Source organism: Streptomyces sp. NPDC110618 (assembly GCF_055657065.1).
In genome coordinates, this window is the sequence record NZ_JBVKBN010000018.1 from 80,371 (window position 1) to 105,401 (window position 25,031).

29 protein-coding genes and 2 pseudogenes are annotated in these 25,031 nt (G+C 71.0%); 9 read left to right on the top strand and 22 right to left on the bottom strand.

Annotation, left to right across the window (positions count from 1 at the left end; genetic code table 11):
• Positions 1-6: 6 nt before the first annotated feature.
• A complete protein-coding gene (locus ACZ7L7_RS27440) occupies positions 7-513 on the bottom strand; it encodes a type III secretion system chaperone family protein (RefSeq protein WP_285514863.1) in 507 nt (168 codons plus the stop codon).
• On the bottom strand, positions 506-1,840 hold the full coding sequence (gene mshA, locus ACZ7L7_RS27445) for a D-inositol-3-phosphate glycosyltransferase (RefSeq protein WP_285514864.1): 1,335 nt from the start codon (positions 1,838-1,840) through the stop codon (positions 506-508). Before mshA ends, ACZ7L7_RS27440 begins: the two co-directional genes overlap by 8 nt.
• Positions 1,841-2,034: 194 nt before the next feature.
• On the opposite strand from mshA, the gene ACZ7L7_RS27450 reads away from it, so the two are divergent.
• The 3 genes from ACZ7L7_RS27450 to ACZ7L7_RS27460 all read left to right on the top strand — a co-directional run bounded on the left by ACZ7L7_RS27450 (position 2,035) and on the right by ACZ7L7_RS27460 (position 6,221).
• On the top strand, positions 2,035-2,847 hold the full coding sequence (locus tag ACZ7L7_RS27450; protein ID WP_453606247.1) for a class I SAM-dependent methyltransferase: 813 nt from the start codon (positions 2,035-2,037) through the stop codon (positions 2,845-2,847).
• Positions 2,848-3,295: 448 nt separating this feature from the next.
• Positions 3,296-4,372, top strand: a complete 1,077-nt coding sequence (locus ACZ7L7_RS27455; RefSeq protein ID WP_285514866.1) for a C40 family peptidase — start codon at positions 3,296-3,298, stop codon at positions 4,370-4,372.
• Positions 4,373-4,862: 490 nt separating this feature from the next.
• On the top strand, positions 4,863-6,221 hold the full coding sequence (locus ACZ7L7_RS27460; RefSeq protein ID WP_285514867.1) for a PP2C family protein-serine/threonine phosphatase: 1,359 nt from the start codon (positions 4,863-4,865) through the stop codon (positions 6,219-6,221).
• Positions 6,222-6,256: 35 nt separating this feature from the next.
• Here the strand turns inward: ACZ7L7_RS27460 and ACZ7L7_RS27465 are convergent, their stop codons facing one another.
• From ACZ7L7_RS27465 to ACZ7L7_RS27475, 3 genes are all read right to left on the bottom strand, one after another.
• Entirely contained in the window at positions 6,257-6,586 is a 330-nt protein-coding gene (locus ACZ7L7_RS27465; RefSeq protein ID WP_453606280.1) for a DUF2516 family protein, read from the bottom strand.
• A 132-nt stretch (positions 6,587-6,718) separates the two neighbouring features.
• Entirely contained in the window at positions 6,719-7,402 is a 684-nt protein-coding gene (locus ACZ7L7_RS27470) for a hypothetical protein (protein WP_285514868.1), read from the bottom strand.
• 87 nt (positions 7,403-7,489) lie between these two features.
• Positions 7,490-7,954, bottom strand: a complete 465-nt coding sequence (locus ACZ7L7_RS27475; protein ID WP_285514869.1) for a helix-turn-helix domain-containing protein — start codon at positions 7,952-7,954, stop codon at positions 7,490-7,492.
• A gap of 180 nt (positions 7,955-8,134) precedes the next feature.
• On the opposite strand from ACZ7L7_RS27475, the gene ACZ7L7_RS27480 reads away from it, so the two are divergent.
• The gene (locus ACZ7L7_RS27480; RefSeq protein ID WP_285514870.1) at positions 8,135-8,761 is read left to right on the top strand and encodes a histidine phosphatase family protein; all 627 of its coding nucleotides are present in this window, start codon (positions 8,135-8,137) and stop codon (positions 8,759-8,761) included.
• Entirely contained in the window at positions 8,758-9,279 is a 522-nt protein-coding gene (locus ACZ7L7_RS27485) for an AAA family ATPase (protein ID WP_285514871.1), read from the top strand. The genes ACZ7L7_RS27480 and ACZ7L7_RS27485 overlap by 4 nt, the downstream gene beginning before the upstream one ends.
• Positions 9,280-9,311: 32 nt before the next feature.
• On the opposite strand, the gene ACZ7L7_RS27490 is transcribed toward ACZ7L7_RS27485, so the two are convergent.
• Positions 9,312-10,205 (bottom strand): RNA polymerase sigma-70 factor, encoded by an 894-nt coding sequence (locus ACZ7L7_RS27490; protein ID WP_285514872.1) that lies wholly within the window; start codon positions 10,203-10,205, stop codon positions 9,312-9,314.
• A gap of 132 nt (positions 10,206-10,337) precedes the next feature.
• On the bottom strand, positions 10,338-10,676 hold the full coding sequence (locus tag ACZ7L7_RS27495; protein WP_285514873.1) for a winged helix-turn-helix transcriptional regulator: 339 nt from the start codon (positions 10,674-10,676) through the stop codon (positions 10,338-10,340).
• A 57-nt stretch (positions 10,677-10,733) separates the two neighbouring features.
• Between ACZ7L7_RS27495 and ACZ7L7_RS27500 the strand changes: the two genes are divergently transcribed.
• Complete coding sequence (locus tag ACZ7L7_RS27500) at positions 10,734-11,624, top strand: NAD(P)-dependent oxidoreductase (RefSeq protein WP_285514874.1); 891 nt, start codon at positions 10,734-10,736, stop codon at positions 11,622-11,624.
• Here the strand turns inward: ACZ7L7_RS27500 and ACZ7L7_RS27505 are convergent.
• The 6 genes and pseudogenes from ACZ7L7_RS27505 to ACZ7L7_RS27530 all read right to left on the bottom strand — a co-directional run bounded on the left by ACZ7L7_RS27505 (position 11,593) and on the right by ACZ7L7_RS27530 (position 16,653).
• On the bottom strand, positions 11,593-12,090 hold the full coding sequence (locus ACZ7L7_RS27505; protein ID WP_285514941.1) for an HAD domain-containing protein: 498 nt from the start codon (positions 12,088-12,090) through the stop codon (positions 11,593-11,595). The genes ACZ7L7_RS27500 and ACZ7L7_RS27505 overlap by 32 nt on opposite strands.
• Positions 12,091-12,129: 39 nt before the next feature.
• Positions 12,130-12,315 (bottom strand): annotated as a pseudogene (locus ACZ7L7_RS27510) (ATP-binding domain-containing protein); the annotation flags it as partial.
• 8 nt (positions 12,316-12,323) lie between these two features.
• Positions 12,324-12,596, bottom strand: a pseudogene (locus ACZ7L7_RS27515) (TetR/AcrR family transcriptional regulator); the annotation flags it as partial.
• Between the two features lie 20 nt (positions 12,597-12,616).
• Positions 12,617-14,794, bottom strand: coding sequence for a phosphotransferase (locus tag ACZ7L7_RS27520; RefSeq protein ID WP_471592782.1), 2,178 nt, complete (start codon positions 14,792-14,794; stop codon positions 12,617-12,619).
• A 246-nt stretch (positions 14,795-15,040) separates the two neighbouring features.
• Positions 15,041-15,778, bottom strand: a complete 738-nt coding sequence (locus tag ACZ7L7_RS27525; protein WP_285514876.1) for an HAD family hydrolase — start codon at positions 15,776-15,778, stop codon at positions 15,041-15,043.
• Positions 15,778-16,653, bottom strand: coding sequence for a FadR/GntR family transcriptional regulator (locus ACZ7L7_RS27530; RefSeq protein WP_285514877.1), 876 nt, complete (start codon positions 16,651-16,653; stop codon positions 15,778-15,780). Before ACZ7L7_RS27530 ends, ACZ7L7_RS27525 begins: the two co-directional genes overlap by 1 nt.
• 153 nt (positions 16,654-16,806) lie before the next feature.
• Here ACZ7L7_RS27530 and ACZ7L7_RS27535 point away from each other — a divergent pair, with 153 nt between their 5' ends.
• Positions 16,807-16,995 carry a hypothetical protein gene (locus tag ACZ7L7_RS27535; RefSeq protein ID WP_285514878.1) on the top strand — a complete coding sequence of 63 codons (189 nt, stop codon included), beginning with the start codon at positions 16,807-16,809 and terminating at the stop codon, positions 16,993-16,995.
• A 36-nt stretch (positions 16,996-17,031) separates the two neighbouring features.
• Here ACZ7L7_RS27535 and ACZ7L7_RS27540 read toward each other — a convergent pair whose 3' ends face one another.
• The 3 genes from ACZ7L7_RS27540 to ACZ7L7_RS27550 form a co-directional block, all read right to left on the bottom strand.
• Entirely contained in the window at positions 17,032-17,943 is a 912-nt protein-coding gene (locus ACZ7L7_RS27540; RefSeq protein WP_285514942.1) for a winged helix-turn-helix domain-containing protein, read from the bottom strand.
• A 280-nt stretch (positions 17,944-18,223) separates the two neighbouring features.
• Entirely contained in the window at positions 18,224-19,468 is a 1,245-nt protein-coding gene (locus ACZ7L7_RS27545; protein WP_453606378.1) for a GNAT family N-acetyltransferase, read from the bottom strand.
• A gap of 77 nt (positions 19,469-19,545) precedes the next feature.
• On the bottom strand, positions 19,546-20,133 hold the full coding sequence (locus ACZ7L7_RS27550) for an RsiG family protein (protein WP_285514880.1): 588 nt from the start codon (positions 20,131-20,133) through the stop codon (positions 19,546-19,548).
• A gap of 178 nt (positions 20,134-20,311) precedes the next feature.
• On the opposite strand from ACZ7L7_RS27550, the gene dtd reads away from it, so the two are divergent.
• Positions 20,312-20,737, top strand: coding sequence for a D-aminoacyl-tRNA deacylase (gene dtd, locus ACZ7L7_RS27555; RefSeq protein ID WP_093722955.1), 426 nt, complete (start codon positions 20,312-20,314; stop codon positions 20,735-20,737).
• Positions 20,738-20,755: 18 nt separating this feature from the next.
• Here the strand turns inward: dtd and ygfZ are convergent, their stop codons facing one another.
• The 3 genes from ygfZ to ACZ7L7_RS27570 are packed head-to-tail and all read right to left on the bottom strand — an operon-like array spanning position 20,756 to position 22,804.
• On the bottom strand, positions 20,756-21,721 hold the full coding sequence (gene ygfZ, locus ACZ7L7_RS27560) for a CAF17-like 4Fe-4S cluster assembly/insertion protein YgfZ (RefSeq protein ID WP_472077558.1): 966 nt from the start codon (positions 21,719-21,721) through the stop codon (positions 20,756-20,758).
• 10 nt (positions 21,722-21,731) lie between these two features.
• Positions 21,732-22,181 (bottom strand): Fur family transcriptional regulator, encoded by a 450-nt coding sequence (locus tag ACZ7L7_RS27565; protein ID WP_285514882.1) that lies wholly within the window; start codon positions 22,179-22,181, stop codon positions 21,732-21,734.
• A 47-nt stretch (positions 22,182-22,228) separates the two neighbouring features.
• Entirely contained in the window at positions 22,229-22,804 is a 576-nt protein-coding gene (locus ACZ7L7_RS27570; RefSeq protein ID WP_285514883.1) for a heme-binding beta-barrel domain-containing protein, read from the bottom strand.
• Positions 22,805-23,037: 233 nt separating this feature from the next.
• Here ACZ7L7_RS27570 and ACZ7L7_RS27575 point away from each other — a divergent pair, with 233 nt between their 5' ends.
• Complete coding sequence (locus ACZ7L7_RS27575) at positions 23,038-23,400, top strand: DsrE family protein (RefSeq protein ID WP_285514884.1); 363 nt, start codon at positions 23,038-23,040, stop codon at positions 23,398-23,400.
• Positions 23,401-23,410: 10 nt separating this feature from the next.
• On the opposite strand, the gene ACZ7L7_RS27580 is transcribed toward ACZ7L7_RS27575, so the two are convergent.
• The 3 genes from ACZ7L7_RS27580 to ACZ7L7_RS27590 form a co-directional block, all read right to left on the bottom strand.
• On the bottom strand, positions 23,411-23,671 hold the full coding sequence (locus ACZ7L7_RS27580; RefSeq protein ID WP_285514885.1) for a DUF3099 domain-containing protein: 261 nt from the start codon (positions 23,669-23,671) through the stop codon (positions 23,411-23,413).
• A gap of 162 nt (positions 23,672-23,833) precedes the next feature.
• Positions 23,834-24,121, bottom strand: a complete 288-nt coding sequence (locus ACZ7L7_RS27585) for a DUF1416 domain-containing protein (RefSeq protein ID WP_093722966.1) — start codon at positions 24,119-24,121, stop codon at positions 23,834-23,836.
• Between the two features lie 34 nt (positions 24,122-24,155).
• On the bottom strand, positions 24,156-25,001 hold the full coding sequence (locus tag ACZ7L7_RS27590) for a sulfurtransferase (RefSeq protein ID WP_285514886.1): 846 nt from the start codon (positions 24,999-25,001) through the stop codon (positions 24,156-24,158).
• Between the last annotated feature and the right edge of the window lie 30 nt (positions 25,002-25,031).

Consider the following 25,031-nt stretch of genomic DNA (forward strand, 5'->3'; position numbering starts at 1 on the left):
AGGCCTTTACGGCTTCGGCGTCCGCTCCGGCGTCCGCTCGGTCAGGTGTTTGAACGCGTCGAGGTTGCGGGTCGACTCACCGCGCGAGACCCGCCACTCGTACTCCTTGCGGATGGCGCTCGCGAACCCCAGCTCCAGCAGGGTGTTGAAGGCGCCGTCGGCGGCCTCCAGGGTCTGGCCGAGCAGGCGGTCCAGTTCCTCGGCGGTGACCGCGGAGAGGGGGAGCTTGGCGGTGACGTAGACGTCGCCGAGCTGGTCGACGGCGTAACTGACGCCGTACAGCTTGAGGTTGCGCTCCAGGAGCCAGCGGTGCACGCCGGACTCGTTCTCGTCGGGGTGGCGGATGACGAAGGCGTTGAGCGAGAGGGAGTGGCGGCCGAGGCGGAGGGAGACCGTCGTGGACAGCTTGCGGGTGCCGGGGAGTTTGAGCACGTACGTGCCGGGCTCGGGGCTCTCCCACTCCAGTTCGGCGTCCTGGAGGAAATCCGCTACGACCTGCTGTGCGTCACCCATGGTGGGAGCGTACGCGACGGCGGTGCGCCTGGGCCGCGGCCATGTACACGTCCGCCGTGGCGGCCGCCGCGGTGTCCCAGCCGAAGGACTGGGCGTGCCGAGCCGCGGCGGCGCCCATACGGGCCGACAGCTCGGGGTTGTCGGCGAAATCGCGCAGCACGCGCGCGTACGCGGCCGGCTGGTGCCCCTGTACGAGGAACCCGGTCCGCCCGTCCCGCACCGCCACCGGCAGCCCGCCGACCGCCGCCGCCAGTACCGGGGTGCCCGCGGCCTGCGCCTCTATGGCGACCAGTCCGAAGGACTCGCTGTAGGAGGGCATGACGAGGACGGACGCGGCCCGGAACCAGTCCGCGAGCTGCTCCTGGCCGACCGGCGGGCGGAACCGTACGACGTCGGCGATGCCCAGGCGGGCCGCCAGCTTCTGCAGTCCCTCGGGCTTGGCGAGGCCGCTGCCGCTGGGGCCGCCGACGACCGGGACGAGCAGGCGGGAGCGCAGCTCGGGGCGCTCGTCGAGCAGGACGGCGACCGCGCGCAGCAGGATGTCCGGTGCCTTCAGGGGCTGGATGCGGCCCGCGAAGAGCGGGATCAGCGCGTCCTGGGGCAGGCCGAGGCGGGCGCGGGCGGCGGCGCGGCCGTCAGCGGGCGAGAAGCGGTCGAGGTTGACGCCGGGGTGGACGACGGCGACCTTCTCGGGGTCGGCGTGGTAGTGCCGGACGAGTTCCTCGGCCTCCTCGGCGGTGTTGGCGATGAGCCGGTCGGCGGCGGCGACGATCTGGGTCTCGCCGATGACACGGGCGGCGGGTTCGGGGGTGTCGCCCGCGGCGAGGTTGGCGTTCTTGACCTTGGCCATGGTGTGCATGGCGTGCACGAGGGGGGCGCCCCAGCGCTGGGCGGCGAGCCAGCCGACGTGGCCGGAGAGCCAGTAGTGCGAGTGGACCAGGTCGTAGTGGCCGGGGCGGTTGCCGGCCCAGGCCTGCATCACTCCGTGGGTGAAGGCGCAGAGCTGGGCGGGGAGCTCTTCCTTGGCGAGGCCCTCGTAGGGGCCCGCGTCGACGTGGCGGACGGTGACGCCGGGGGCCATCTCGACGGTCGGGGGGAGGGCGGCGGTGGTCGCGCGCGTGAAGATCTCGACCTCGATGTTGATCGCGGCGAGGCGCTGCGCGAGCTCCACGATGTAGACGTTCATGCCGCCGGCGTCGCCGGTGCCGGGCTGGTGCAGCGGGGAGGTGTGCACGGAGAGCATCGCGACCCGGCGGGGGCGCCGGTGCAGCCGGAGCCGGGAGGGTGCCGCGGAACGACGCCCGAGCCTGCTGACGTAGTGGCTCACGTGGCGTTCCTCCTTGCTACGGGCATGCCTCAGGGAGGACGTGCGGGGCCCTCCACGGGGGTCCAACACCGGAGGGGGCGGCTCCATTTCCGGCTCGGGTTTCTTTGCCGAATCATTACCGCATGTCGCTCAACCGTTCGAGTGCGGTCAAGGTCGGGCAGGGCGACGGCCGGGTGCGTCATACCCTCGTACACATGACAGCCCGCGCCCCCTCCCGCCCCGTGGGAACCGTGACGCGCGGGACGACCAATCCGAACCGCCTGCGGCGCATGGACCGGTGGATCGCGGCGACGCACGGGGCCGAGCTGCGGCGGGCCGCACAGCCCGTGGCCGTCGACCTCGGGTACGGGGCCGCGCCCTGGACCGCCGTGGAACTGCTCGGGCGGCTGCGTACCGTCGCGCCGCACGCGCGCGTGGTCGGCGTGGAGATCGAACCGGCCCGGGTCGCGGCGGCCCGGCCGTACGAACGCGAGGGGCTGGTCTTCCGGCACGGCGGGTTCGAGATCCCCATCGCCGAGCGGCCGATGCTCGTCCGGGCCGCCAATGTGCTGCGGCAGTACGAGGAGGGCGAGGTCGCCGCGGTGTGGGAACGGCTGTGCGCACGGCTCGCCCCGGCCGGGGGCGGTTCGCGGGGCGGACTGCTGGTCGAGGGGACCTGCGACGAGATCGGGCGACGGCACGTCTGGGTCGCCCTCGGGCCGGAGGGGCCGCGCACGGTGACCTTCGCGACCCGGCTCGGGTCGCTGGAGCGCCCCTCGGACCTCGCCGAGCGGCTGCCCAAGGCGCTCATCCACCGCAACGTGCCCGGCGAACCGGTCCACGCCTTCCTACGGGACTTCGACCGCGCCTGGGCGGCCGCCGCACCGTACACCTCCTACGGCGCCCGCCAGCGCTGGATGCGGGCGGTGCGGGACCTGACGTCCGACTGGCCGGTGACAGACGGGCCGGTGCGGTGGCGGCAGGGGGAAGTGACGGTGGGGTGGGAGGCGTTGGCGCCGGTGGGGTGACCGGCACCGACGCGTGGCCCGCGACCGGGCGCCGTCGCAGCGAGAGCTGCGAGAGCTGCGAGAGCTGCGAGAACCGTGACCGCGCGCCGTCGACGCGGAGGCCGCGAACAAGCGCCGTCACCCCAAGGCCCGTGGCCAAGCGCCGTCCACACAAGCCCGGTCGCCGAGCGCCAGCTGCTCGAAGCCCGTCGCCGAGGCGCCAACGGCCGACAGCCAACGACCGACCGCCAACGACCGGTACACGGACGCGAAATGCCCACCCGGACCTGACCCGTCGGGAACGATCTCTCTGAGTCGTTCGTCACACAGGCGGGGAGATCGTCATGCCGGGGCGGGAAAGGGGGGAAGCAGCAGGGTGCACGACCTCTGTCGTTTTACGCGGCGACATGGCACGATCCCCCAGGCATCCGTATGTTACTGACGGTAAATCAGGTTTGGGGGAAGAGGTATGGGTACGGGCAGGCGCAGCCTCATCACCGTCGCCGTCACCGTGGTCTGCGCGGTGACCGTGCTGGCGGCACCGGGCACCGCGTTCGCGAGTCCGACCCCGTCGCCCACCCCCAGCAGCACGGCGGCAGCCCCCGTCACCAACAAGGACCTTGAGGCCGTACGCAAGAAGCTGGACCGGCTCTATCACGACGCCGCCGTGGCCACCGACGCGTACAACCTGGCCGAGGAGAAGGCCGAGGAGCAGTCGGCCGAACTCGTCTCGCTGGCCAAGAAAATCGTCAAGGGCCAGAAGAAGCTGGACGACCTCAAGGAGCGGGCCGGCGCCGCGGCCGCGGCGCAGTACCGCAGCGGCGGACTGCCCGACGAGGCCCGCCTGATGCTCAGCGACGACCCGGAGGAGTTCCTCGACGGCGCGGGCCGGGTGATCCAGGGCGAGCGCGCCACCAAGGGACTGCTCGGCGAAATGACCCGCACCCAGGAGGACTTGGAGCTCTACGCCAAGGACGCCTCCGACCGGTGGGAGAAGCTGGAGAGCAACCGCAAGGCCAAGGCCAAGGCGAAGAAGAAGATCAAGAAGCAGATCGCCGCCGCCGAGAAGCTGGAGTCGGAGCTGGAGGCGGAGGAGAAGGAGCGCCTCGCCGAACTGGAGCGCAAGGCCGCCCAGCAGGCCCAGACCCAGTGGCTGGACTCCGGGATACTCGACGAGATCAACGGCAAGGCCTCCGCCCAGGGCAAGGAGGCCGTGGCGTACGCCACCGCACAGTTGGGCAAGCCGTACGAATGGGGCGCCGAGGGGCCGGACACCTTCGACTGCTCCGGGCTGACCTCACAGGCGTGGGCCTCGGCGGGGCGGGCGATCCCGCGTACCTCGCAGGAGCAGTGGAAGCAGCTCAAGCGCATCGACATCAAGGACATGCGCCCCGGTGACCTCGTCATCTACAACAACGACGCCAGCCATGTCGGCATGTACGTCGGTGACGGCTCCATCGTCCACGCCCCGCGCCCGGGGCGGGTGGTGACCCTCGCGGGCGCCGGGTCCATGCCGATCCTGGCGGTGGTACGGCCGGACGCCTGAGCCCGACGTCTGCCGCGCAGGACGCCTGAGCCCGACGTCTGCCGCGCAGGACGCCTGAGCCCACCGTCTGCCGCGCAGGACACCTGAGCCCGACGCCGTCCGAGCAGGACGCCTGAGCCCGACGCCGTCCGAGCAGGACGCCTGAACCGGACACCCGAGCGCGTACCGCACTCCGGACACCCGAACGCGTACCGCACCAGCCCACTTGAGACCGAAGTCACCCGAATTGCCCGGGTGGTGACGGGGGCCACGTGACCCACCGCACCCCAATCCCCGTACCGAATCCGGGGTGGACGTGACGTTCGTCATCCCCCGTCGCCGACCGCCCTGCCCAACTGCGGTACGGAACGCGGCATATGACAGTGGCCGGTGGGCGAACCACGTGGCCTGCACCATTCCTTTGCGGTGCCGACTACCGCTATGGTCCCCGTCGGTGGGTCGAGGTCCCTCGTCCCCACCACCCTCGGGGGGAGGGAAGGAACCCAAGACAATGCCCGTACCCGTACCGCGGCAGAGAGCGATCCCGGCCGTGGAAAGTGGTCAGGCGCTTGCGGCCCAGCCGATGTCCGGCGGCCCCTCGGCCGAAGCGGACCCGCGTCCGAACACCCCGGTCGAGCTCATCCCGAACAAGAACCACACCGGCGCCGGCGGTCCCGGCACCACGAACACGCACCTGACACTGCTGCTGATCGAGGACGACCCCGGCGGCTCCACGGTCCTGCCCGAACTGCTCGACCGTTCCGGCCGCCCGATCCGCGTCCGCACCGCCCGCAACCTCACCGAGGCCGAGCGGCTGCTGACCGACGACGTCCACTGCATCCTGCTGGACCTGGCGCTGCCCGCGCCCGGCCGCGGCGGCGACGACAGCGACGAGCTCGCCGTGCTCAAGCACGTGCTGCAGCTCGCGCCCCGGCACGCCGTCCTGGCCCTCACCGCGTCCAGCGACGCCGAGCGCGGCGAGGAGGCCGTGCGGGTGGGCGCCCAGGACTACCTCCTCCGCGACGAGCTGGACGGCCGGCTGCTGAGCCGCGCGATCCGGTACGCGGTGGAGCGCAAGCGCTCCGACTCGGCCGAGCGGCGCCTCGCCGAGGGCCGGGTCCGGGCGCAGGAGAACCGCCGCCTGGAGCGCGGCCTGCTGCCGACGCCGCTGCTGGAGGGCTCCTCGCTGCGGTTCGCGGCGCGCTACCGGCCGGGCCGGTCGCGGGCGCTGCTCGGCGGTGACTTCTACGACGTCGTGCGGACGTCGGACGGCACCGTGCACGCGATGATCGGTGATGTGTGCGGCCACGGGCCGGACGAGGCCGCGCTCGGGGTCGAGCTGCGGATCGCCTGGCGGGCGCTGACACTGGCCGGGCTGTGCGGGGACGAGCTGCTCGGGACGCTGCAGCAGGTGCTGGAGCACGAGCGGGCGGACGACGAGATCTTCGCGACGCTGTGCACGGTGGACATAGCGCCGGACGGACGCCGCGCGGGGCTCTGCCTGGCGGGGCACCCCTCACCGCTGCTGGCCCGTCCCGGCCGGGCGGCGCAACTGCTGCCGTACGACCTGAACGGGCCGGCGCTCGGTCTGCTGCCCGGGGCCCGGTGGCCGCGGATGCAGGTGGAGCTGGGTCCCGAGTGGAGCCTGATGCTCTACACCGACGGCCTGATCGAGGGCCGGGTCGGTGAGGGCCGGGAGCGGCTGGGACAGGACGGGATGGTGTCCATGGTCCGGCGCCAGCTCGCGGAGGGGCTGCGCGGGGAGGCGCTGCTCAGGGAAGCGGTGAACGAGGTCCGCGCCCTCAACGGCGGCGAGCTGACGGACGACGTGGCGGTACTGCTGCTGGACCGGGTGGCGGAGCGGGTCTGACCCGGGTCTGACCCCTGCGCCGGGGCGGACGGGGCTTACCGTCCGCCGTTCCACGGCCCGTAGGGGCCGTCGCTGCTGGAGCCGCGCCCTCGTCCCCGTCCGCCGGAGACCTGGCGGAGCGCGGGGCGTACGTCGACCATGAAGACGATCGAGGCGATCAGGCCCGCGATCTGCAGGAACAGCATCGGGACCAGGAAGTTCACCAGGACGGCGACGCCCAGGATGATCAGCCAGAAGCCCTTGTTCTGCTTGTCGGCGGCGCGGTAGGCGTCCTCGCGGAAGAGGGCCGCCATGACGAAGGCCGCCACGGCGAACACCAGCATCGCCAAGTAGAGCAGCCCCAGGAAACTGTTGAAGCCCTGCATCAGCACAACGTCCACCACCCGACTCGGCTCGTCCCTACGCGGTCACCGTACCCGCAACGGCAGGCCCGCTACCCGGTCAACGGGCCGGGCACACGGTAAGTGCCCGGCCCGTCCGGATATCGTCCGCTCCGCTTACTTCGCGGGCGGGGTCGTCTTCTTCGCCGCGGTCTTGCGCGCGGCGGGCTTCTTGGCGGCGGCCTTCTTGGCCGGGGCGGCGGGCTTGGCCTGCGCGGCCGCGTCCTTGCTCTCGGCCTTCTCCTCGGCCTTGGCCTCGCCCTTGCTCTCTTCCTTGACCTCGACGGGCTCGGCCTTCGGCTCGACGGCCACGGCCAGGTCCTCGATGCCCTCGGCGGCCTCGCCGCGCCAGGTCTTCACGGCCTGCTCGCCGTGCTCGGCGACCTTCTCGTAGGTCTCGCGGGCCTTGACGGCGTACTCGGCGGCCACGCCGACACCGCGCAGGGCGAGGTCCTGGGCGGACTCGCCGATCTTCTTCAGGTCGGCGTCGAGGGTGGAGCCGAGCTTCTTCAGGTCGCCGTCGAGGGTGCTGATGAACTCGGCGACCCGGGCCTGGACGGCCTCCTGCGTCTCCTTGACGCGGGCACCGGCCTCCTTGGCACGGGCGGCGGCCTTCTCCTGGACGGCCTTGGGGTCGGTGCTGCGGACGGCCTCGATCCTGGCCGGGGCCTCGGCGCGCAACTGCTCCACCAGGCCGGGGACCTTCTTGGCCTGCTGGAAGGCCAGGTCGGCGGTGCCGGCGGCGAAGTACAGCGGGGTCGGGTCGCTGAGGGTCTTACGGAGGTCATCGGTGATGGCCATGGTGCTGGTCCTCCCGGGTTCGCTTGTGGCTGAGGGTTTTTTGGTGAGGTCCCACCTGGGCGGTGCGGCGGCGGCCGGTTGCCCGGCTCAGCCGGCCGACTGCCGCGGCTCCCGTGGTTCCTCGGTGTCGTCCTGGGGCACGTCCTGTGCGTGCTGGGCATCCGCCGCGTCGGTGACGTCCGTGACGTCGGCCGCCGCGACCGAGAAGCCGTTCTCCTTGCGGAACGACTCGTAGATCTGGAGCAGCGCCTGCTTCTGCGCCTCGGTCAGCGTGGGATCGGCGAGGATGACGGCGCGCGTCTCCACCTCGTCCCGGTCCCGCTCGGCGTCCAGGATCCCGGCCCGCACGTACAGCGTCTCGGCGGAGATCCGCAGCGCCTTGGCGACCTGCTGCAGCACCTCCGCGCTCGGCTTGCGCAGCCCGCGCTCGATCTGGCTCAGATACGGATTGGACACCCCGGCGGCGTCAGCGAGCTGCCGCAACGAGAGCTGGGCGTTCCGCCGCTGCTCGCGCAGGTACTCACCGAGATTGCCGACGTTGAGCGATGCCATACCCCCACCTTGCCCCACCCCTGCTAACTATTGCAAGCACCCGCTTGCAAAAGTGCGCTAGGTCATGCCGGGCTACGCCTGCACCGCCGGCCCCAGGCCCCGTCGGCCACACGTCCGCACCCCCGGCGCCGAGCCCCGACCCCAGAACCGTTCCCCCGCCCCCCCGCGTCCCTCCAGAACATGGAAGCGAAAGCCACGCGTTACCTCTATCTCGCCCGGCACGGGGAAGCCACGGAGGATGAGTCGGGCTTGTCGGAGCGGGGGCGGCGGCAGGCCTCACTGCTCGGGAAGCGACTTCGGGGGGTGCCGCTCTCGGCTGTGCACCATGGGCCCTTGCCCCGGGCGCGGCAGACCGCCGAGCTGATCGCCGCCGAGCTGGACGGCGTGCCGTTGCGGGAGTCCGATGTCGCCGGGGACTACGTGCCGTACTGGCCCACCAAGGAGGAGCTGCCCGTCGACGCGGCGGACCGGCTGCTCGGGTTCCTGGCGCAGTTCCCGGAGGAGGAGTGCGAGCGGGGGGCCGCGCTCGCCGCGGAGGCGCTCGTGGAGTTCACCGGGCCCGTCGACGGAGAACAGGACCGGCACGAACTCGTCGTCACCCACAACTTCCTCGTCGCCTGGCTGGTGCGCGACGCCCTCGACGCCCCCGAGTGGCGTTGGCTCGGGCTCAATCACTGCAACGCCGCGCTGACCGTCATCCGGTACGCGCCCGGCAGGCCCGCCACCGTGCTGTTCTGCAACGACATGCGGCACCTGCCGGACGAGCTGCGCTGGACCGGGTTTCCGGGCGAGTTGGCGCATCTGTGATCGTCTGGATCAACGGCGCGCACGGCGTCGGCAAGACCACCACCGGCGCGCTCGTGCAGCGGCTGATCCCCGACTCCCGCGTGCTCGACGCCGAGAAGGTCGGGGAGACCCTGATGGACATCTCCCCCGGCCTGCCCTGGACCGGCAACTTCCAGCACTGGCCGCCCTGGCGGCCCCTCGTCGTCGAGACCGCCCGCCAGGTGCTCGGCTACACCGGCGGCACGCTGGTGATGCCCATGACGGTGCTGGTCGAGGAGTACTGGCGGGAGATCGGCGACGGACTGCGCCGGCACGGCATCCCCGTACGGCATTTTGTCCTGCACTCCGACCGGGACACCCTGCGACGGCGCATCGAGGGCGACCCGGTCATGGGGCCGTCCGACTTCCGGCTGGCGCACCTGGACGCCTACGACCGGGCCGCCCGTACCTGGCTGCACGCCGAGGCCGAGGTCGTCGACACCACCCGCCTCCCGCCCGCCGACGCCGCCGGGCGCATCGCGGCCCGCGTACGGGACTGAGCCCTCACCACTCAGCCCTCACCACTGCCCCCTCACCGCAGGGTCAACGGCGTCTCCTCCTCGATGTGCGTCAGCTTCTCCGGGTTGCGGACGTAGTACAGCCCGCAGATGCGGTCGTCCTCGATGCGCAGGGCCATGACGCCGTCGGTGACGCCGTTGACGCGCAGGATCAGGGCGGGGTGGCCGTTCATCACGGTGGGCACGTAGTCGACGTCGACCCGCGCCTTTTGGATGCCGCCGACGATGTACCGGCTGACCCGGTCGGCGCCGAGGATCGGGCGTACCGCCCCCTTCAGGCCGCCGGCGTCGGTCATGAGGACCACGTCGGGGGCGAGGACGTCGAGCAGGCCCCGGACGTCGCCGGTCTCCAGGGTGCGGCGGAAGGAGTCCAGGGCCGCGCGGGTCCGCTCGGCGGAGACCGTGGCGCGGGGGCGGCGGGACTCGACGTGCCGCCGGGCGCGGTGGGCGATCTGCCGTACCGCCGCGGGGGTCTTGTCGAGGGCGGCGGCGATCTCGTCGTAGCCGATGTCGAAGACCTCGCGCAGGACGAACACCGCGCGTTCGGTCGGCGCGAGGGTCTCCAGGACGAGCATCAGCGCCATCGAGACGCTCTCGGCGAGTTCCACGTCCTCGGCCACGTCCGGCGAGGTCAGCAGGGGCTCGGGCAGCCACGGCCCGACGTACGCCTCCTTGCGGCGCTGCAGGGTGCGCAGCCGGTTAAGGGCCTGGCGCGTGGTGATGCGGACCAGGTAGGCGCGCCGGTCGCGGACCTGCTCCAGGTCGACCGTCACCCAGCGCAGCCACACCTCCTGGAGCACGTCCTCCGCGTCGGCGGCCGATCCGAGCATCTCGTAGGCGACCGTGAAGAGCAGATTGCGGTGCGCGACGAACACCTCGGTCGCCGCTTCGGTTGTCTGTCCGCTCATCATCGGTGCCTCTCGTCTCGACGTCTGCCGCTCATGAGACACCGGAGGCCAGGCGTGTGTGACAACCGGCGGAAGTACCCACAAAAAAGTGGGTACTTGGCGGCGGGCCCGCCACCGGTCAGGCTGGGGGCATCAGGACGCCGCCAGCCGCTCCAGCCGGCGGTGACCCCAGTCCGAGAGGGGGCCGAGGAGTTCGGAGAGTTCACGGCCGAAGCCGGTCAGCGAGTAGACCGTCTTCAGCGGGAGCACGTCATGCACCTCCCGGTGCACCAGACCGTCCTCCACCATCTCGCGCAACGCCTGCGTCAGCACCTTCTCGCTGAGCCCGGGCAGCTTGCGCCGCAGTTCACCGGGGCGCTGCGGGCCTGATTCCAGCAGCCACAGCAGGCTCGTCTTCCACTTGCCGTCGATCACCGCGATGGCGGCGGTCACTCCACAGACGTTCATGTCCTGGGCACGGCTGCGCGTCATAATCACCCCTTTTGTCATGTGTATGCACTTACCAACACTTATGGGAGTTGAAGAAGCATGTCCACGTACGACCAGTCTGCCGTCACCGTCCTCGGTCTCGGACCGATGGGCCGCGCGCTGGCCGGGGCCTTCGTCGCGGCGGGGGTGCGGACCACGGTGTGGAACCGCACGCCGGGCCGCGACCGCGACCTGGTCGCCCGGGGCGCGGCCGGCGCGGACACGGCGGCGGAGGCGGTCGCGGCGAGCCCCCTGACCGTGGTCTGCGTCGTGAACTACGACGCCGCCGACGCCGTACTGCGCCAGGAGGAGGTCGCCGACGCCCTCAAGGGCCGCACGGTCGTCAACCTCACCGCCGACACCCCGGACCGCGCCCGGTCCACCGCCGAGTGGGCGCGGGCGCACGGCGTCGGCTACCTCGACGGCGCGATCATGACCCCGACGCCGAGCATCGGAACGCCGGACGCGGTGTTCCTGCTGAGCGGCCCGGAGGAGCTGTACGAGCGGTACGAGCCGGTGCTGGCGGCGCTCGGCGGCAGCCGTACCCACCTCGGTGCGGACATCGGCCGGACCGCCGCGTACGACATCGCCCTGCTCGACATCTTCTGGACCGCGATGGCCGGCTACGCGCACGCCCTCGCCGTGGCCCGCGCCGAAGGCGTCACCGCGCAGGAGCTGGCGCCGTTCGCGGGCGGTATCGCGCAGATCCTGCCCGCGCTGTTCACCGAGTTCGCGGCGGACATCGACGCCGGTACCTACTCCGGCGAGCTGAACCCCATCACCTCGGCGGTCTCCAGCATGTCCCACATCGTCCACGCCTCGGAGTCGCACGGCATCGACGCGAGCCTGATGCGCGTCATCGAGGGCCTCGCCCGCCGGGTGATCGCCGGCGGCCACGGCGCGGACGGCTTCAGCCGCGTCACCGACCTGCTGTCCCGCCCAGCCCACTGATCCAGCCCTCCAGCACCCCGAAGTCCGCGTCGGTCAGCCCGGTCCGGTGGTCGACGCGGTGGAGCAGAGCGGGGCCGGGGTAGTGGGCGGCGACCCAGGCGCGGTCGGCGTCGCCGATCTCGTCGTCGACCCAGACGAAGGGCCGTCCGGCCGCCCAGGCGGTGAGCGGCGCCGTCTTCCAGTGCAGTCGCTCCGCGCGGATCGCGTCGTCGTCCGGCCAGTCCACCGACGGCAGCTGCGGCAGTCCGAGCCAGGGCGCCAGGCTGGTGTTGGCCTCGTCCATCCAGGTCGTGGCCCACACCAGCTCGCAGCCCAGCCCGGCGAGGCGCGGGCCGAGCGCCGGGTCCACGCGGGTCAGCAGGGGGTGCAGGGCCGAGGCGTCCGCCAGCGGGCCGTCGTACTCCGGGTACGGCCCCGGTCCGCCGAAGGGCAGCAAGGTCCCGTCCACGTCGAGGAAGAGAAGCATCGGCTCCAGCATCCCCCACTTCCCGGGCCCTGCTCCGCCTCAGAACGGCAATTCCCGGCTGTGCACGATCTCCAGCCGGGACACCGCCCGGGTCAGTGCCACATACAGCCGGTGCGGGCCCCGCGGCTCGGTCTCCGCGACGGCGGCCGGTTCCACGAGGATCGCGTGGTCGTACTCCAGGCCCTTGGCCAGGCTCGCCGGGACGAGGGCGACGCGGGGGTCGGCGGGCAGGGGAAGTGCCGCCGCAGCGCCTCCACGGGCGCGGTCTCGGCCTCCCGGACCACGCGCGCCGCCTCGTCCTCGTGGTCGGAGATCCGGTACAGCACCAGATCCTCCTTGGCCGGGAAGTACCGGAAGAGCGTCGGCTTGGAGATCTCCGCGGCGGCCGCCACCTCGGCGACCGACACGTCGTCGAACCCCTTCTCCAGGAAGAGCCGGATCGCGACCTCCGACACGGCCTCGTACATCCGCCGCTTCTTGCGCTCCCGCAGGCCGATCTCGCTCATGGGTCGAGCGTACGCAAGCCTCAGGCCGGGGCCCGGACCAGCCGCGGGCTCCCGGCGCGGCGGGTCGGCAGGCCCAGGGAGGCGATCGCCTCGGCCAGGGTCATGTCGTACGAGTCCACCGCGCGCCGCACGTTGGGCGCGTCCAGGCTGGCCCCGGTGACCAGGCGGTCGAGGTCGATGTAGGCCGAGCGGACGAGCTCGATCCAGCGGTACACCCGCCAGTCCCGCTCCCAGCCGACCGTGTACGCGGGGTCCAGCCCCTTCGACCAGCGGGCGAACATCCGGTCGCGGATCTCCGGCCGGGTCGGGGTGAGGTGCATGTGCCGGACCAGGTCGTAGAGCGGATCGCCGACGACCGCCATCTCCCAGTCGATGAGGGTCAGCGCCAGCCCGTCGGAGCGGCGGACCAGGTTCCAGGGGTTGAGGTCGCCGTGCAGCAGCGCGGGCCGGCGCTCGCTGACCCGGTGCCGGGCGAGGATCTGGCGCAGCCGCGGGGCGTCGGGCAGGCCGAGCTGCCGGGCGCGCCGCCGGGACACCTCCGGCAGCTCCGCCACCAGCTGGACGAGCTGCTCGCTCAGCCAGGTGTAGAAGCGGCCCTCACCGGCGGCCGGGTCGACCTCCCGGAAGTTCACCGCGGTCAGCGCGCGGAGCTGGTCGACGAGCCGGTCCGCCTCGTGCGGCAGCAGCCCGTGCACGGGGTGGCCGGGGGGCCGGTCGCTCTCCTGCGGGCCCTCGTAGGTGTGGATGGCGAAAGGTTCATCCCGGTAACTCGTGCCCAGGGCGAGGAACCTGGGCGCGGCGATGGGCAGGCCCGAGCGCTCGATGGCCTGGAGCACGGTGTGCTCGCTGAGGAAGCCGCGCTCACGGCGGCAGGCGTCGGGCAGCTTGCGCCGCACCACCACCGGGAAGTCCACGCCGGGCACCCGGACCACCGTGTTCAGGTGCGCGGTGCCCTTGAAGACCCGCCCGGCCTGGGCGGCGCCCTCCAGGCGCAGGGCCTCGCGCACCGCCGCGTCGGTGAACCGCGGGTGCTCCGGGATCCGGCGCACCGGGTCCCAGTACCGGGTCCGGGCGTGCGGTCCGGGGCCCCCGGTCCGGGCCTCCCGCCAGCGGAACAGGATCCCCTCGATCTCCCTCTCGCCCGGCAGCCGGTGCAGGTCCAGCGGTCGCGCCGCCCGCTCCAGCGCCCGGCGCACCGCGTGCGTGGCCGTGTGCAGGCTCTCCTCGTCGGTGGCGTCGCGCAGCGCGTCCACCGCGCGCATGACGTCCGGGAACACCGACTGGGCCCGCTCGAAGTCGCGGTAGTGACCGAGGTCCTTGTCGTGACGGCTGGTGGCGGCCGGCCGGACCCGGCCCACCGCCTCGGCCCACGCCGCGACGAGCTCCTTCTCCTGGTCCTCGGGGTAGCGCATGCGCTCCAGGTGCGTGGCGAGGTCGTGCAGGGGGTCGCCGTAGGAGGCCAGTTCCCAGTCCACGCAGTACAGCGGGGGCTCGGCCGTGTACGGCAGGATCAGGTTCTCGCGGTGCAGATCGGTGTGGAGCAGTCCGTACGGCCGTCTCGCCAGCGCCGGGACCCGGTCGGCGAAGTCGGCCATGGCGGTCTCGGGGATACCGAGCGCCGCGAACAGACCGCCGAATTCACGCCGGTTGGGCTGCCGGATCTGCCGGTCCGCCAGATGCGCCAGCGTGCGCAGGAAGCCCTGGCTGTCCTTGTCGTTGCGGGGCCAGCAGGCGGGCAGCGGGGGCAGCGCGTCCCGCCGCACCTGCGCCATCCTGGCGAACAGCCCGGCCAGCTCCCGCACCAGCAGGGTGTCCAGGGGCTTGCCGTTCTCGCAGACGGTGCCGAGCGAGACGCCCTCCACATAGCTGTGGACGGCGAAGCCCGTGCCCCGTTCGAGACACCGCGGCACGTGCGGCAACTGCCGCCGTACGGCCGCGAGGATCGACGGTTCGTCCTGCCAGGTCCGGATGACCACGGGAAGAGCCAGGGGCCTCGGCAACCGCACTGTCACCAGGGTGCCGGGCTCCATGCCGAGTCTTCCGGCCATGTCCTCGGTCAGCGGCAGGACGTGGTTGCGGTGGTGCTGGCCGGTGCTGGCGCGGCCCCGCTTGGCGGCCTGCGCCAGGAAGGCCCGGACGGCGGCGGGCACTGCGCGCTCCCCGGGGAAGGGACCGGGAAGGGGTCGATCTGCGCCCACGGGCCGCTCCGGAATTTCACGCAGGACACGGAAGGTATGGCAAACGGTAAGTGCGGGTTGTACCAGGCGCGACCGGAGTGGGGCTTGAGCGGCCACTCCGGGTGTCCCCCATGACTGCTCGACGCTCACCGGCCGGTCGGCCGGGCCCATGGAGACTGGCTTGTTTTCGCCTGGCCCCATGGCCCTCTAGTACGAGCGAAACAGACGGTTCGCTCACGCGGTGCGCGAAGCGTAGCGCAAGCGGGGTCAGCCGAGGCCCCGTACCGCCAGCAACACAGGTTCCAATGAGGAAACCAGGTCCGTCGCCCCCGCATCCCTCAGCAGCCGCTCCTTGTACTCGTTGCGCGCGTACCCCAGGAACGGCACCCCGGCGGCCCGCGCGGCGAGGTAGTCCGAGGGGGTGTCGCCGATCATCAGCGCCGCCTCGGGGGCCGAGCCCATCGCGTTCAGGGCCCGGATCAGGCAGTGCGGATGGGGTTTGAGATGGTTCAACTGCTGGGTGCGGCCGTAGATGTGCGGGGCGAAGCAGGTGGTGAGCCCACGGCTCGCGAGGTAAGTGCGCACCACTTTCGGGGAGTTGTTGGTGGCGACGGCCAGCCGGGAGCCGACCGCCGTCCAGGTGCGGATCAGCGGATCGGCGTACGGGGTGGGCATGGCGGAGGCGCTGGCCCGCAGCTCCTCCTTGGTCAAACGTTCCTCCAGCTCGGCCACCAGGTCACTGCCGGGATGCCGCCGGTCCACGGCCCGCAGCACCACATGGGGGTCGGGGGACTTGCGTTCGTCCGGGGTGAGCAGCCCGCGCAGACCGCGCCCTTCCAGCCACTCCACGAGGTCCGTCGCGATGTCCCGGGCCCTGCGCCCGGCGAACAGGCGGCAGACAGGGCCGTCGAAGTCCCAGAGCACCACGCGGGCGGGCTTGATCAGGTTCCGGATCTGCTTGTCGGTCCGCTCGGTCACTGCTTCAGCCTGCGTCTCAGAGGTCACTAGGAGAGTGTCAACTCCGTGCTGATTGTTTCCCAGAGGGCGTCGAACCACTTCTGGGATTCCTCCACGAAGGCCCCGTCCCGTTCGGTCTGCCGGTCGAAGTGGAACAGCAGTGACTCCGAGCCGAGCACGTCGTACATCTCCAGGGTCCGGCTCTCGTACTCCTCCGCCCGCTCGGTGACCACGTAGTACCCGACCAGCACCTCCTGGCCGTTGAGGAGATACAGCTTCATCGGGGGCGTGAACGGCAGGGCGCGGAAGCTGACCCGGACGTCGATGCCCTGGTTGTTGCGGACCGACTGGAGGTTGTGGCGCAGGACCTGGGCCTGGGCGTTGCGCATGGACAGCCACCGGCGGTGCACGGCGTCGTCGTCGGCCTCGCCCTCGACCAGGACCGGGAAGGCGAGGGTGATCTCCCGGGACGGCATCAGGATGCGCACGTCGATGGACTCCGGGTGCACGGAGCCCTCGTAGATGCGGCGCAGCGGCTCGCCGAGGGCCACCATCAGGGTCTCGGAGGTGTGGCAGACCACGTCCACCCGTACCTGCCGGGCGCCGAACGCCTCCACCAGGCGCGGGGCCAGGCCGACCATCGTCGGTTTGGGCTCGCCCAGCGCGGGCGAGGGTGCGGCGATCCTCGGCGGGCTCCCCTTGCTCACATTGCTGAGCAGGCCGTCCTCCTGGAGGGCGCGCAGGGCCTGGCGGACAGTGCCCCGCTCGACGCCGAACTCCTCGGCCAGTTCGGCCTGGGTGGGCAGGCGGTCACCCGCCTTGAGTTCGCCGGCGCGGATGCGTTCCCGCAGGATGTCGGCGATCTCCTGCGGGGAGCGTCTGCTGCTGCCGTTCACTGCCACGTTCTCCTGGGTCACGACCAAAACGCTACAACTCCACTCCATCTACAGGGAGTTGTTCGGGACTTGTTTATGAGTAGTAACCAAGTGGGGACAACCTAATCAGAGTTGGTAACCAACTTGGCTGAGTTGGCGGAAGCTTTACCTCAGGTTGGAACGCCAGAAGGGGGAAACACCGTGCCTGCCCTCGCCCTGCTCGCCGCCATCATCGTGGTCGGCATCGAACAGACTATCGAAATCAAGTACGGAACCACCGGCATCATCGGGCTGTTGTTGCTCACCATCGGCATCAAGGCCAAGAGTCCCGCGGTCAGCTCCGCCGGAGCCGTGGTGCTCGCCCTGCTGGTCTCGGGGCCCGCTCTATGACCGCACCGCACCCGGATCACCCGCCGCGGGGGACGATCAGCTCGTCAGCTCCAGGTCCGAACTGATCGTCTCCCACAGCGAGTCGAACCATAAATGCGACTGCTCCACGAAGGTCGTGTCGCGCAGCGCCGCGCCCTGCTCGAAGGCGAAGAGCATGGACTGGGTCCCCTCGGCGTCGTACAGCTCCACCGACTCGTGGTCGACCTGCTCCTCGCGGCGCTGCACACGGTAGTAGGCGAAGAGCGCCTCCGCGCCGTTGAGCAGGTACAGCTTCACCGGCGGGGTGAAGGGCAGGGCACGGAAGGTGACCCGCACATCGATGCCGTGGGTCGCCCGCAGGGCCAGCAGGTTGTGCTGGAGCACCTTGCCCTGGGCGTTGCGCTGGGCCAGCCAGTGGCGACGCAGCAGCCCCGCGGTGGCCGAGGCGTCCACCGGGGCCGGGAAGGCGAGGTCGATACGGCGGCTGGGCAGCAGGACACGGACGTCGACCTTGGCCGGATTCAGCCGTCCGGCGTGGATCTGCCGCAGCGGCTCCCCGATGGCGAGGGTGAGGGATACGGCGGTCAGGCACAGGGCGTCGATCTCGACGTGGGGAGCGGCGAAGGCGGCGGCGATCCGGGGGGCGAGGGCCACCGTGGTGGGCAGCGGCGGGGCGGTCGGCCCGGTCAGGACCCTGCCGAGGTCGGGGGCGACGGTGGCCGGGGCGCCCTTGGAGACATTGGTGAGCAGATGCTCGGACTGCAGGATGCGCAGGGCCTGCCGTACGGTTCCCCGCTCCACGCCGAACTCGTCGGCCAGCTTGGCCTGGGTGGGCATGCGCTGGCCGGGCTGGAGGGCACCGGACCGGATCCGGGCGCGCAGCTCGTCGGCCACTTCGCGATGTGACCTGTGTGGCCGCGGTGACCTCTTCCGCCCATTGACGGAGGCGTGTTTCGGGTCCACATCCAAACGGTACAACTTCCCGCCATCTTTGGGCAGTTCATGGAAAGGTGGTTATGAGCCGCCTTTCAGCGGTCATAAGTAGAGTGAAGTTGGTCGCCAACTTGCCCAACATGGTCAAACTTTCAGAGGGTTGGCGGTCCAGTGATCAGGATCGACCGGTCGGGCTCCCTTCCGGAGGGGAGCCGGGAGCCCGTCCGGCCGGCACCACCGCACAACAACCACAACCGAAGAGCGCGCTACGGATGAGCAGTACGGAGGACAAGGCCCGTCATCGCAGGAAGGGAGCTCAGAACAGGTCCGGGCACCAAGGCCGCCTGGACGTACGCAGCAGGGCGTCGGCCACACGGGCGGCGCCCGCTCGTTCTTCCCGGACCCGGCCGAGCGCGGCGAGCCGTACGGCGGACTCGTCGCCGAGCCACAGGGTGGCCAGGTCGGAGAGGGTGAGGCTCAGATCGGCGTCGGCGGTGGTGGCCGCACAGGTCCCGGCGCCGCCGGCGTCCGCCTCCAGCCGGTAGCGCCCGCCGCCGTCCACCACGTCGAGCACCAGCGAGCCCGCGCTCTCGTACGTCCGCGCCTGAAGGGCCCGTACGACATCGAGGATCCGCACCCACATCCAGTCCGCCTGCGAGGTGAGCCGGGCGGCACGCGGGTCGGGCAGGAGGTGCGGGAGCAGGTCGTCGGGGGCGCGCGGGCCGGACTTGACCTTGACCACCCAGTCGATCGAGCACAGGTAGTGCCACAGCGCGCGTTCCGCGGCCGGGGTCACCCCGATCAGCCACTTCACGGTCACGGTGTTCTGCGGCTGGCTGGTGCCGCCCCAGTTGTCGTCGGCCGTGTACGCGACCAGGCCCTCGACCTCGCCGGACGGCGAGCGGTACGCGGCGTAGTGGGGTTCGGCGAAGGTGGAGAAGTAGCGGATCGCGCCGGTCGTGGCCTGCCAGAACCGGTCGTCCCGGCTGACCGCGCCGGGCTGCGCAACGCGCAGGCGATCGTGCAGCTCGGGGCCGAACTTGCGGACGTCCGGGGCGTCGACCAGGTCGATCCGGCCCCCGTCCTCGGGCCCCGACCAGCGCGGGTCGAGGCCGGTGCGGGGCACGTCGATCGTCCACTCGGCCATGCTGGTGGCGGGGCCGAAGCCGTAGCGGCCGTAGATCGGGTACTCGGCGGCGATGAGCGTGGCGACGACGTCGCCGCGCTCCTTCGCGGCCGCCAGATCGTGGCTCATCATGCGGCTGAGCAGGCCGCGGCGGCGGTGGGTGGGCGAGACGGTGACGTTGGTGACGGCGTCGGCCGGGACCGCCGCGCCGCCGACGGCGGTGACCTGCTGGTCGAAGGAGCGGAAGGTCGCGACGCACCGGCCCCCGTCGAAGGCGCCGAGCACCCTGCCGGGCACGAACCAGGGCTCCCGGGCGGCCAGTTGCTCCTCGGTGAGCGTCGGCTCGCGCAGGAATCCGATGTTCATGGCGCGGTGCCAGTCGGCGAATTCGGGCTCGGTGATGGGGCGTACGTCGATGTCAGGGGCGCTGGTCATGACCTCACGTTAGGTGCGGCCCGACGGGGGTGTCGCGCCGTTTTCCGCGCCCCCGCCGGTCCCCCGGCCCCGCCCGCTCACAGCAGCAGGTCGTCCACCTGGGCCTCGCCCTCCCGGTAGCGGCGGGCGATCTCCGCGCTGCAGTCGTCCGCCGTGCGCTGCAGGCTCTGCCTGCGCACGGAGACCCGCTGCTCGTAGCGGACCAGGCGGGCCATCGCCTCGGCCAGTTCCGCGTCCGTGCGGGCGCCGAGGTCGGAGAGCTCCACCTCCGCCAGCATCTCCGCGGCCAGCCGCCGGGACTCCTCGCTGTGCGGGGTGCCCAGCGTGACGTGGCGGGCCGAGGAGCGGTGCCGGGCCGGGGCGTCCCGCAGGATCTCCGGGAGCCGCTCCACCACGGACGCCGCGCCCACCGGCGAGCGCCGGGCCTGCTCGGCCCGCAGGATGTCGATCCGCCCCTGGAGCAGCCGCCGCACATAGCTCAGATCCGCCTCGTCGCGCTGCGCGTCCCGGCGCAGCGTGCGCAGTTCGGGCAGGCTCAGTACGGTCAGGTCGTGCGCGGGCACCTCTGTGGCGGTGCGTTGTGCGGGCGGTCTCGGTTGGCCCCGTTCTCCCGCGTGGGCCAACGAGACAGCCCCGGGCTGCCGCCCGGTACTCGGTGTGCTCATCTACCTCTACCGTCCCCTCGACCGGCGTGTGGAAGCATCGTGCCACCCCAAGTGGCCGCTATGTGACCGAGTGCCCCCGATCGGCCCCAGATGGGGGGTTAAGGAGGATAATGAATCTTCCCGTCTGCCAGGGAATCCGCCTGCGGACAGCCCTCGGGCGCACGGCATGATGGTCGGCATGCGTGCAGTGGTGCAGAGAGTGGACGGCGCGAGCGTCGTCGTGGACGGCGAGACGGTCGGGGAGATCACCGGGGAGGGGCTGTGCGTCCTGGTGGGCGTCACCCATGACGACACCAAGGAGAAGGCCGCCCAGCTCGCCCGCAAGCTCTGGACGATCCGCATGCTGAACGACGAGAAGTCGTGCAGCGACATCGACGCCCCGCTGCTCGTCATCAGCCAGTTCACCCTCTACGGCGACGCCCGCAAGGGCCGCCGCCCCACCTGGAACGCCGCGGCCCCCGGCGATGTGGCCGAGCCCCTGGTCGACGAGGTGGTCGCCCAGCTCCGGGCGCTCGGCGCGACGGTGGCCACGGGCCGCTTCGGCGCGAAGATGCGGGTGTCGCTGACGAACGACGGCCCGTTCACGGTGCAGTTGGAGATGTGACCTCTACGGGTTCTGGGCTCAGGGCTCCACGACGACTTCCTGGGCCGCCGCCGTCTCCCCCGCCACCAGCGGCGCGTCCGTCGGTACGTTCCGCTTGACCAGGGCGAGGGCGACCGGGCCCAGTTCGTGGTGGCGTACCGACGTGGTGATGAATCCGACCTTGCGCCCGTCGGGCCCCTCCTCCGCGAGCCGGAGTTCCGTGCCCGGGGCCGGGAGGTGGACCTCGCTGCCGTCGAGGTGCAGGAAGACCAGCCGGCGCGGCGGCTTGCCGAGGTTCTGCACGCGGGCGACGGTCTCCTGACCCCGATAGCAGCCCTTCTGCAGGTGCACGGCGGTGCCGATCCAGCCCAGCTCGTGCGGGATGGTGCGGTGGTCGGTCTCGAAACCGAGCCGCGGCCGGTGGTGCTCCACGCGCAGCGCCTCGTACGCCAGCAGCCCGGCCGGGGGACCGGCCTTCTCGGCGTAGGACTCCAGGTCGGCGCGCGGCAGGAAGAGATCACGGCCGTACGCGGTCTCCCGTACGACGACGCCTTCCGGGACCTCGGCGATGGAACCGGCGGGCAGGTGCACGACGGCGTAGTCGGCGGTCCGGTCGGCGACCTCGACCCGGTAGAAGAACTTCATCGACTCCAGGTAGGCGATCAGCGCCTCCTGGGTGCCGGGCTCGACATGGGCCCAGGCCGTGGTGCCGTCGTCCACCAGGTACAGGGCGTGCTCGATGTGGCCGTGCGCCGAGAGGATCAGGGCCTCGGTGGCCTCGCCCGCCGGCAGCTCGCTGACGTGCTGGGTGAGCAGCAGGTGCAGCCAGCTCAGCCGGTCCGGGCCGGTCACGGTGACGACCCCGCGGTGGGAGAGGTCGACGAAACCGGCGCCGTCGGCGAGTGCGCGCTGCTCGCGGAACAGGTCGCCGTAGTGGGCGGCGACGCCTTCGTCCACGCCCTCGGCGGGGACGGCGCCGGGCAGGGTCAGCAGAGGGCTCTTCATGGAGGCAAGCCTACGACTCGGTAGTTGAAGACTTCAGCGAGCTCTTGGCGATGCAGTCCTTGCACCGGCCGAAGATCGCGAAGTGCTTCATATCGGTCTCGAACCCGAAGGTGTCCCGGAGCTTGGCGGTGAACTCGGCGGCCACCGACACATCGGCCTCGATCACATTGGTGCAGTCCCGGCAGACGAGGTGGAGGTGGTGGTGCCGGTCGGCGAGGTGGTACGTCGGCGCGCCGTGCCCGAGGTGGGCGTGGCTGACCAGGCCCAGCTCCTCCAAGAGCTCCAGGGTCCGATAGACGGTGGAAATGTTGACCCCCGACGCCGTCTTCCTCACTTCCACGAGGATGTCGTCGGGGGTCGCGTGCTCAAGGGTGTCCACGGCTTCGAGCACGAGTTGCCGCTGCGGCGTCAGCCGGTAGCCGCGCTGCCTGAGGTCGCTCTTCCAGTCGGTGCTCACCACACCGTCGAGTCTAGAGCTACTTCATGAAAGGCCTACGGGAAGACGGCCTACTTGAAGAAGGCGATGCCGTCGTCGGGCATGTCGTCCGGGAGGGCCTTGGCCCAGCGCTCGACTTCCTCGGGGGTGACGACCTTCTTCAGGTGCGCGGACATGTAGGGGCGCAGCTCGACCTCGGGGGTCTGCTTCTCGCCGACCCACATCAGGTCGCTCTTGACGTAGCCGTACAGGCGCTTGCCGCCACTGTAGGCGTCGGAGGCGGCGGTACGGGCGACGGCGTCGGTGACCAGGTCGATCTGCGGCTTCTTGTCGGCCAGCTCGCCGTACCAGATCTCGATGACCCCGTTGTCCCGGGTCATGGTCACCTCGACCTTGCGGTCGGCGTCGATCCGCCAGAAGCCGTGCTCGGACTCCAGGGGCCTGACCTTGTTCCCGTCGTTGTCCAGCACCCAGGTGAGGGAGTGGTACTCCAGGAAGTCCCGGCCGTCGTGGGTGAAGGAGACCTCCTGGCCGAAGTTGCACTTCTCGGCGCCGGGGAAGTCGTGCACGCCCGCACCGGCCCAGTTGCCGAGCAGGAAGGCGAGCGGGACGAGGTCCTTGTGGAGGTCGGACGGGATCTCGATCATGAGAGGCAGTTCCTAGACGTGGGTCAGCGCTGGCCCTGGTACAGCTTCTTCACGGTCAGGCCGGCGAACGCGAGGACGCCGACGGCGACCAGAACCAGCAGGATCTCGAAGAAGAGGATCACGGGTTGCTCCTTGCTGAGCGGTGAGGGCGATGGCACAAGGGCCGGCCCCCAGCTTACGCGGCCGGGACAGGGGCCGGACGGGCGAGGTCCGCCACTGACTACCATTCCGGCATGGCGAAGAAGCTCGTGATCAAGGTGACTGCCGGGGTGGACGCACCCGAGCGGTGTTCTCAGGCGTTCACGGTGGCGGCGGTGGCCGTGGCCAGCGGGGTCGAGGTGTCGCTGTGGCTGACCGGGGAGTCCGCGTGGTTCGCGCTTCCGGGGAAGGCGGCCGAGTTCGAGCTGCCGCACGCCGCTCCGCTGCCCGACCTGCTGGAGTCGATCCTCGCGGGCGGGCAGGTCACCCTGTGCACGCAGTGCGCCGCACGCCGGGACATCACCGAGAAAGACGTCATCGAAGGCGTACGGATCGCGGGCGCGCAGGTGTTCGTACAGGAGGCACTCGGCGACGAGACGCAGGCGCTCGTCTACTGATCGACCGGGACTACGGGCGGCGCTTCTTGCCGTCCAGCTCGTCCCACCACTCGTCGGACTTGGGGTCCCCGGACGGATCGTCCCACCAGCGGTCGTCCGGCCCCCGCCGATTGGCGACCATCGCCGCCAGCGGCGGGATCACCATGGCCACGAGACACATCCCGACGGCCACCGGCACCGACCACAGGCGCACGACACCCCAGGCCAGGACGAACAGCGCGATGCAGGTGCCCATCATGGCGAAGTACTGGTGACGCCGCCGCGCGTACATAAGTCCAGCGTAGGTCCGGACAGCCGGAAGGACCCCGCCACAGCCGGAAGGCCGTCACCACAGCAGGAAGAGCCGCACCACAGCCGGAAGGGCCGCACCCAGGCGTCCAACCCAGGGGTGCGGCCCTTCGGCCGTTCTACGGGTGAAACCGTTACCGGTGCCTCAGACCGCGATCGCGACCTCGGCCAGGCCGCCCTGCTGGGCGACGACGGTACGGTCGGCCGTGCCGCCGGGGATCAGCGCACGGACGGTCCAGGTGCCCTCGGCCGCGTAGAAGCGGAACTGGCCCGTGGCGGAGGTGGGGACCTCCGCGGTGAACTCACCGGTCGAGTCGAGCAGGCGCACATAGCCCTGCACCGGCTCGCCGTCCTTGGTCACCTGGCCCTGGATGGTGGTCTCACCGGGCTTGATCGTCGAGGCGTCGGGGCCGCCGGCCTTCGCTCCGCACATGTTGAACTCCTTGGGGGGTAAAGGTCGGGCGGTCTTACTTGTTGGCGCCGAGCTCGATCGGCACACCGACGAGGGAGCCGTACTCGGTCCAGGAGCCGTCGTAGTTCTTGACGTTCTCCACGCCGAGCAGCTCGTGCAGCACGAACCAGGTCAGCGCGGAGCGCTCACCGATACGGCAGTAGGCGATGGTGTCCTTGGCGAGGTCCACCTGCTCCTCGGCGTAGAGGGCCTTGAGCTCCTCGTCCGACTTGAAGGTGCCGTCGTCGTTGGCGTTCTTCGACCACGGGATGTTGCGGGCGGTCGGGACGTGGCCCGGACGCTGCGACTGCTCCTGCGGCAGGTGGGCCGGGGCGAGGAGCTTGCCGGAGAACTCGTCGGGCGAACGGACGTCGACCAGGTTCTGCGCGCCGATGGCCGCCACCACGTCGTCGCGGAAGGCGCGGATGGAGGTGTCCTGCGGCTTGGCCTTGTACTCGGTGGCCGGGCGCTCGGGCACGTCGGAGCCGTCGACCAGCTCGCGGGCGTCCAGCTCCCACTTCTTGCGGCCGCCGTCGAGGAGCTTGACGTTCTCGTGGCCGTAGAGCTTGAAGTACCAGTAGGCGTAGGACGCGAACCAGTTGTTGTTGCCGCCGTACAGGATCACCAGGGTGTCGTTGGCGATGCCCTTCTTCGACAGGAGCTTCTCGAAGCCTTCCTGGTCGATGAAGTCACGCCGGACCGGGTCCTGCAGGTCCTTGGTCCAGTCGATGCGGATCGCGTTCTTGATGTGGTTCTTCTCGTAGGCGGACGTGTCCTCGTCCACCTCCACGATCGCGATGTTGTCGTCGTCCAGGTGCTCCTGGAGCCAGTCGGCGTCGACCAGGACGTCGCTGCGGCTCATGCTTTCTCCTCCGGGGCAGTTGCGGGGGCG

Coding starts and splice junctions, on each gene's coding strand:
- ACZ7L7_RS27455 (WP_285514866.1), top strand. CDS start 3,296: ATGGGTACGGGCAGGCGCAGCCTCATCACCGTCGCCGTCACCGTGGTC.
- ACZ7L7_RS27460 (WP_285514867.1), top strand. CDS start 4,863: ATGCCCGTACCCGTACCGCGGCAGAGAGCGATCCCGGCCGTGGAAAGT.
- ygfZ (WP_472077558.1), bottom strand. CDS start 21,721: ATGAAGAGCCCTCTGCTGACCCTGCCCGGCGCCGTCCCCGCCGAGGGC.
- ACZ7L7_RS27590 (WP_285514886.1), bottom strand. CDS start 25,001: ATGAGCCGCAGCGACGTCCTGGTCGACGCCGACTGGCTCCAGGAGCAC.
- ACZ7L7_RS27580 (WP_285514885.1), bottom strand. CDS start 23,671: ATGTACGCGCGGCGGCGTCACCAGTACTTCGCCATGATGGGCACCTGC.
- ACZ7L7_RS27480 (WP_285514870.1), top strand. CDS start 8,135: ATGGAAGCGAAAGCCACGCGTTACCTCTATCTCGCCCGGCACGGGGAA.
- ACZ7L7_RS27450 (WP_453606247.1), top strand. CDS start 2,035: ATGACAGCCCGCGCCCCCTCCCGCCCCGTGGGAACCGTGACGCGCGGG.
- ACZ7L7_RS27465 (WP_453606280.1), bottom strand. CDS start 6,586: ATGCAGGGCTTCAACAGTTTCCTGGGGCTGCTCTACTTGGCGATGCTG.
- ACZ7L7_RS27575 (WP_285514884.1), top strand. CDS start 23,038: ATGGCGAAGAAGCTCGTGATCAAGGTGACTGCCGGGGTGGACGCACCC.
- ACZ7L7_RS27490 (WP_285514872.1), bottom strand. CDS start 10,205: ATGAGCGGACAGACAACCGAAGCGGCGACCGAGGTGTTCGTCGCGCAC.
- ACZ7L7_RS27570 (WP_285514883.1), bottom strand. CDS start 22,804: ATGATCGAGATCCCGTCCGACCTCCACAAGGACCTCGTCCCGCTCGCC.
- ACZ7L7_RS27470 (WP_285514868.1), bottom strand. CDS start 7,402: ATGGCCATCACCGATGACCTCCGTAAGACCCTCAGCGACCCGACCCCG.
- ACZ7L7_RS27585 (WP_093722966.1), bottom strand. CDS start 24,121: ATGTGCGGAGCGAAGGCCGGCGGCCCCGACGCCTCGACGATCAAGCCC.
- ACZ7L7_RS27500 (WP_285514874.1), top strand. CDS start 10,734: ATGTCCACGTACGACCAGTCTGCCGTCACCGTCCTCGGTCTCGGACCG.
- ACZ7L7_RS27550 (WP_285514880.1), bottom strand. CDS start 20,133: ATGAGCACACCGAGTACCGGGCGGCAGCCCGGGGCTGTCTCGTTGGCC.
- ACZ7L7_RS27545 (WP_453606378.1), bottom strand. CDS start 19,468: ATGACCAGCGCCCCTGACATCGACGTACGCCCCATCACCGAGCCCGAA.
- ACZ7L7_RS27495 (WP_285514873.1), bottom strand. CDS start 10,676: ATGACGCGCAGCCGTGCCCAGGACATGAACGTCTGTGGAGTGACCGCC.
- ACZ7L7_RS27440 (WP_285514863.1), bottom strand. CDS start 513: ATGGGTGACGCACAGCAGGTCGTAGCGGATTTCCTCCAGGACGCCGAA.
- ACZ7L7_RS27475 (WP_285514869.1), bottom strand. CDS start 7,954: ATGGCATCGCTCAACGTCGGCAATCTCGGTGAGTACCTGCGCGAGCAG.
- ACZ7L7_RS27505 (WP_285514941.1), bottom strand. CDS start 12,090: ATGCTTCTCTTCCTCGACGTGGACGGGACCTTGCTGCCCTTCGGCGGA.
- dtd (WP_093722955.1), top strand. CDS start 20,312: ATGCGTGCAGTGGTGCAGAGAGTGGACGGCGCGAGCGTCGTCGTGGAC.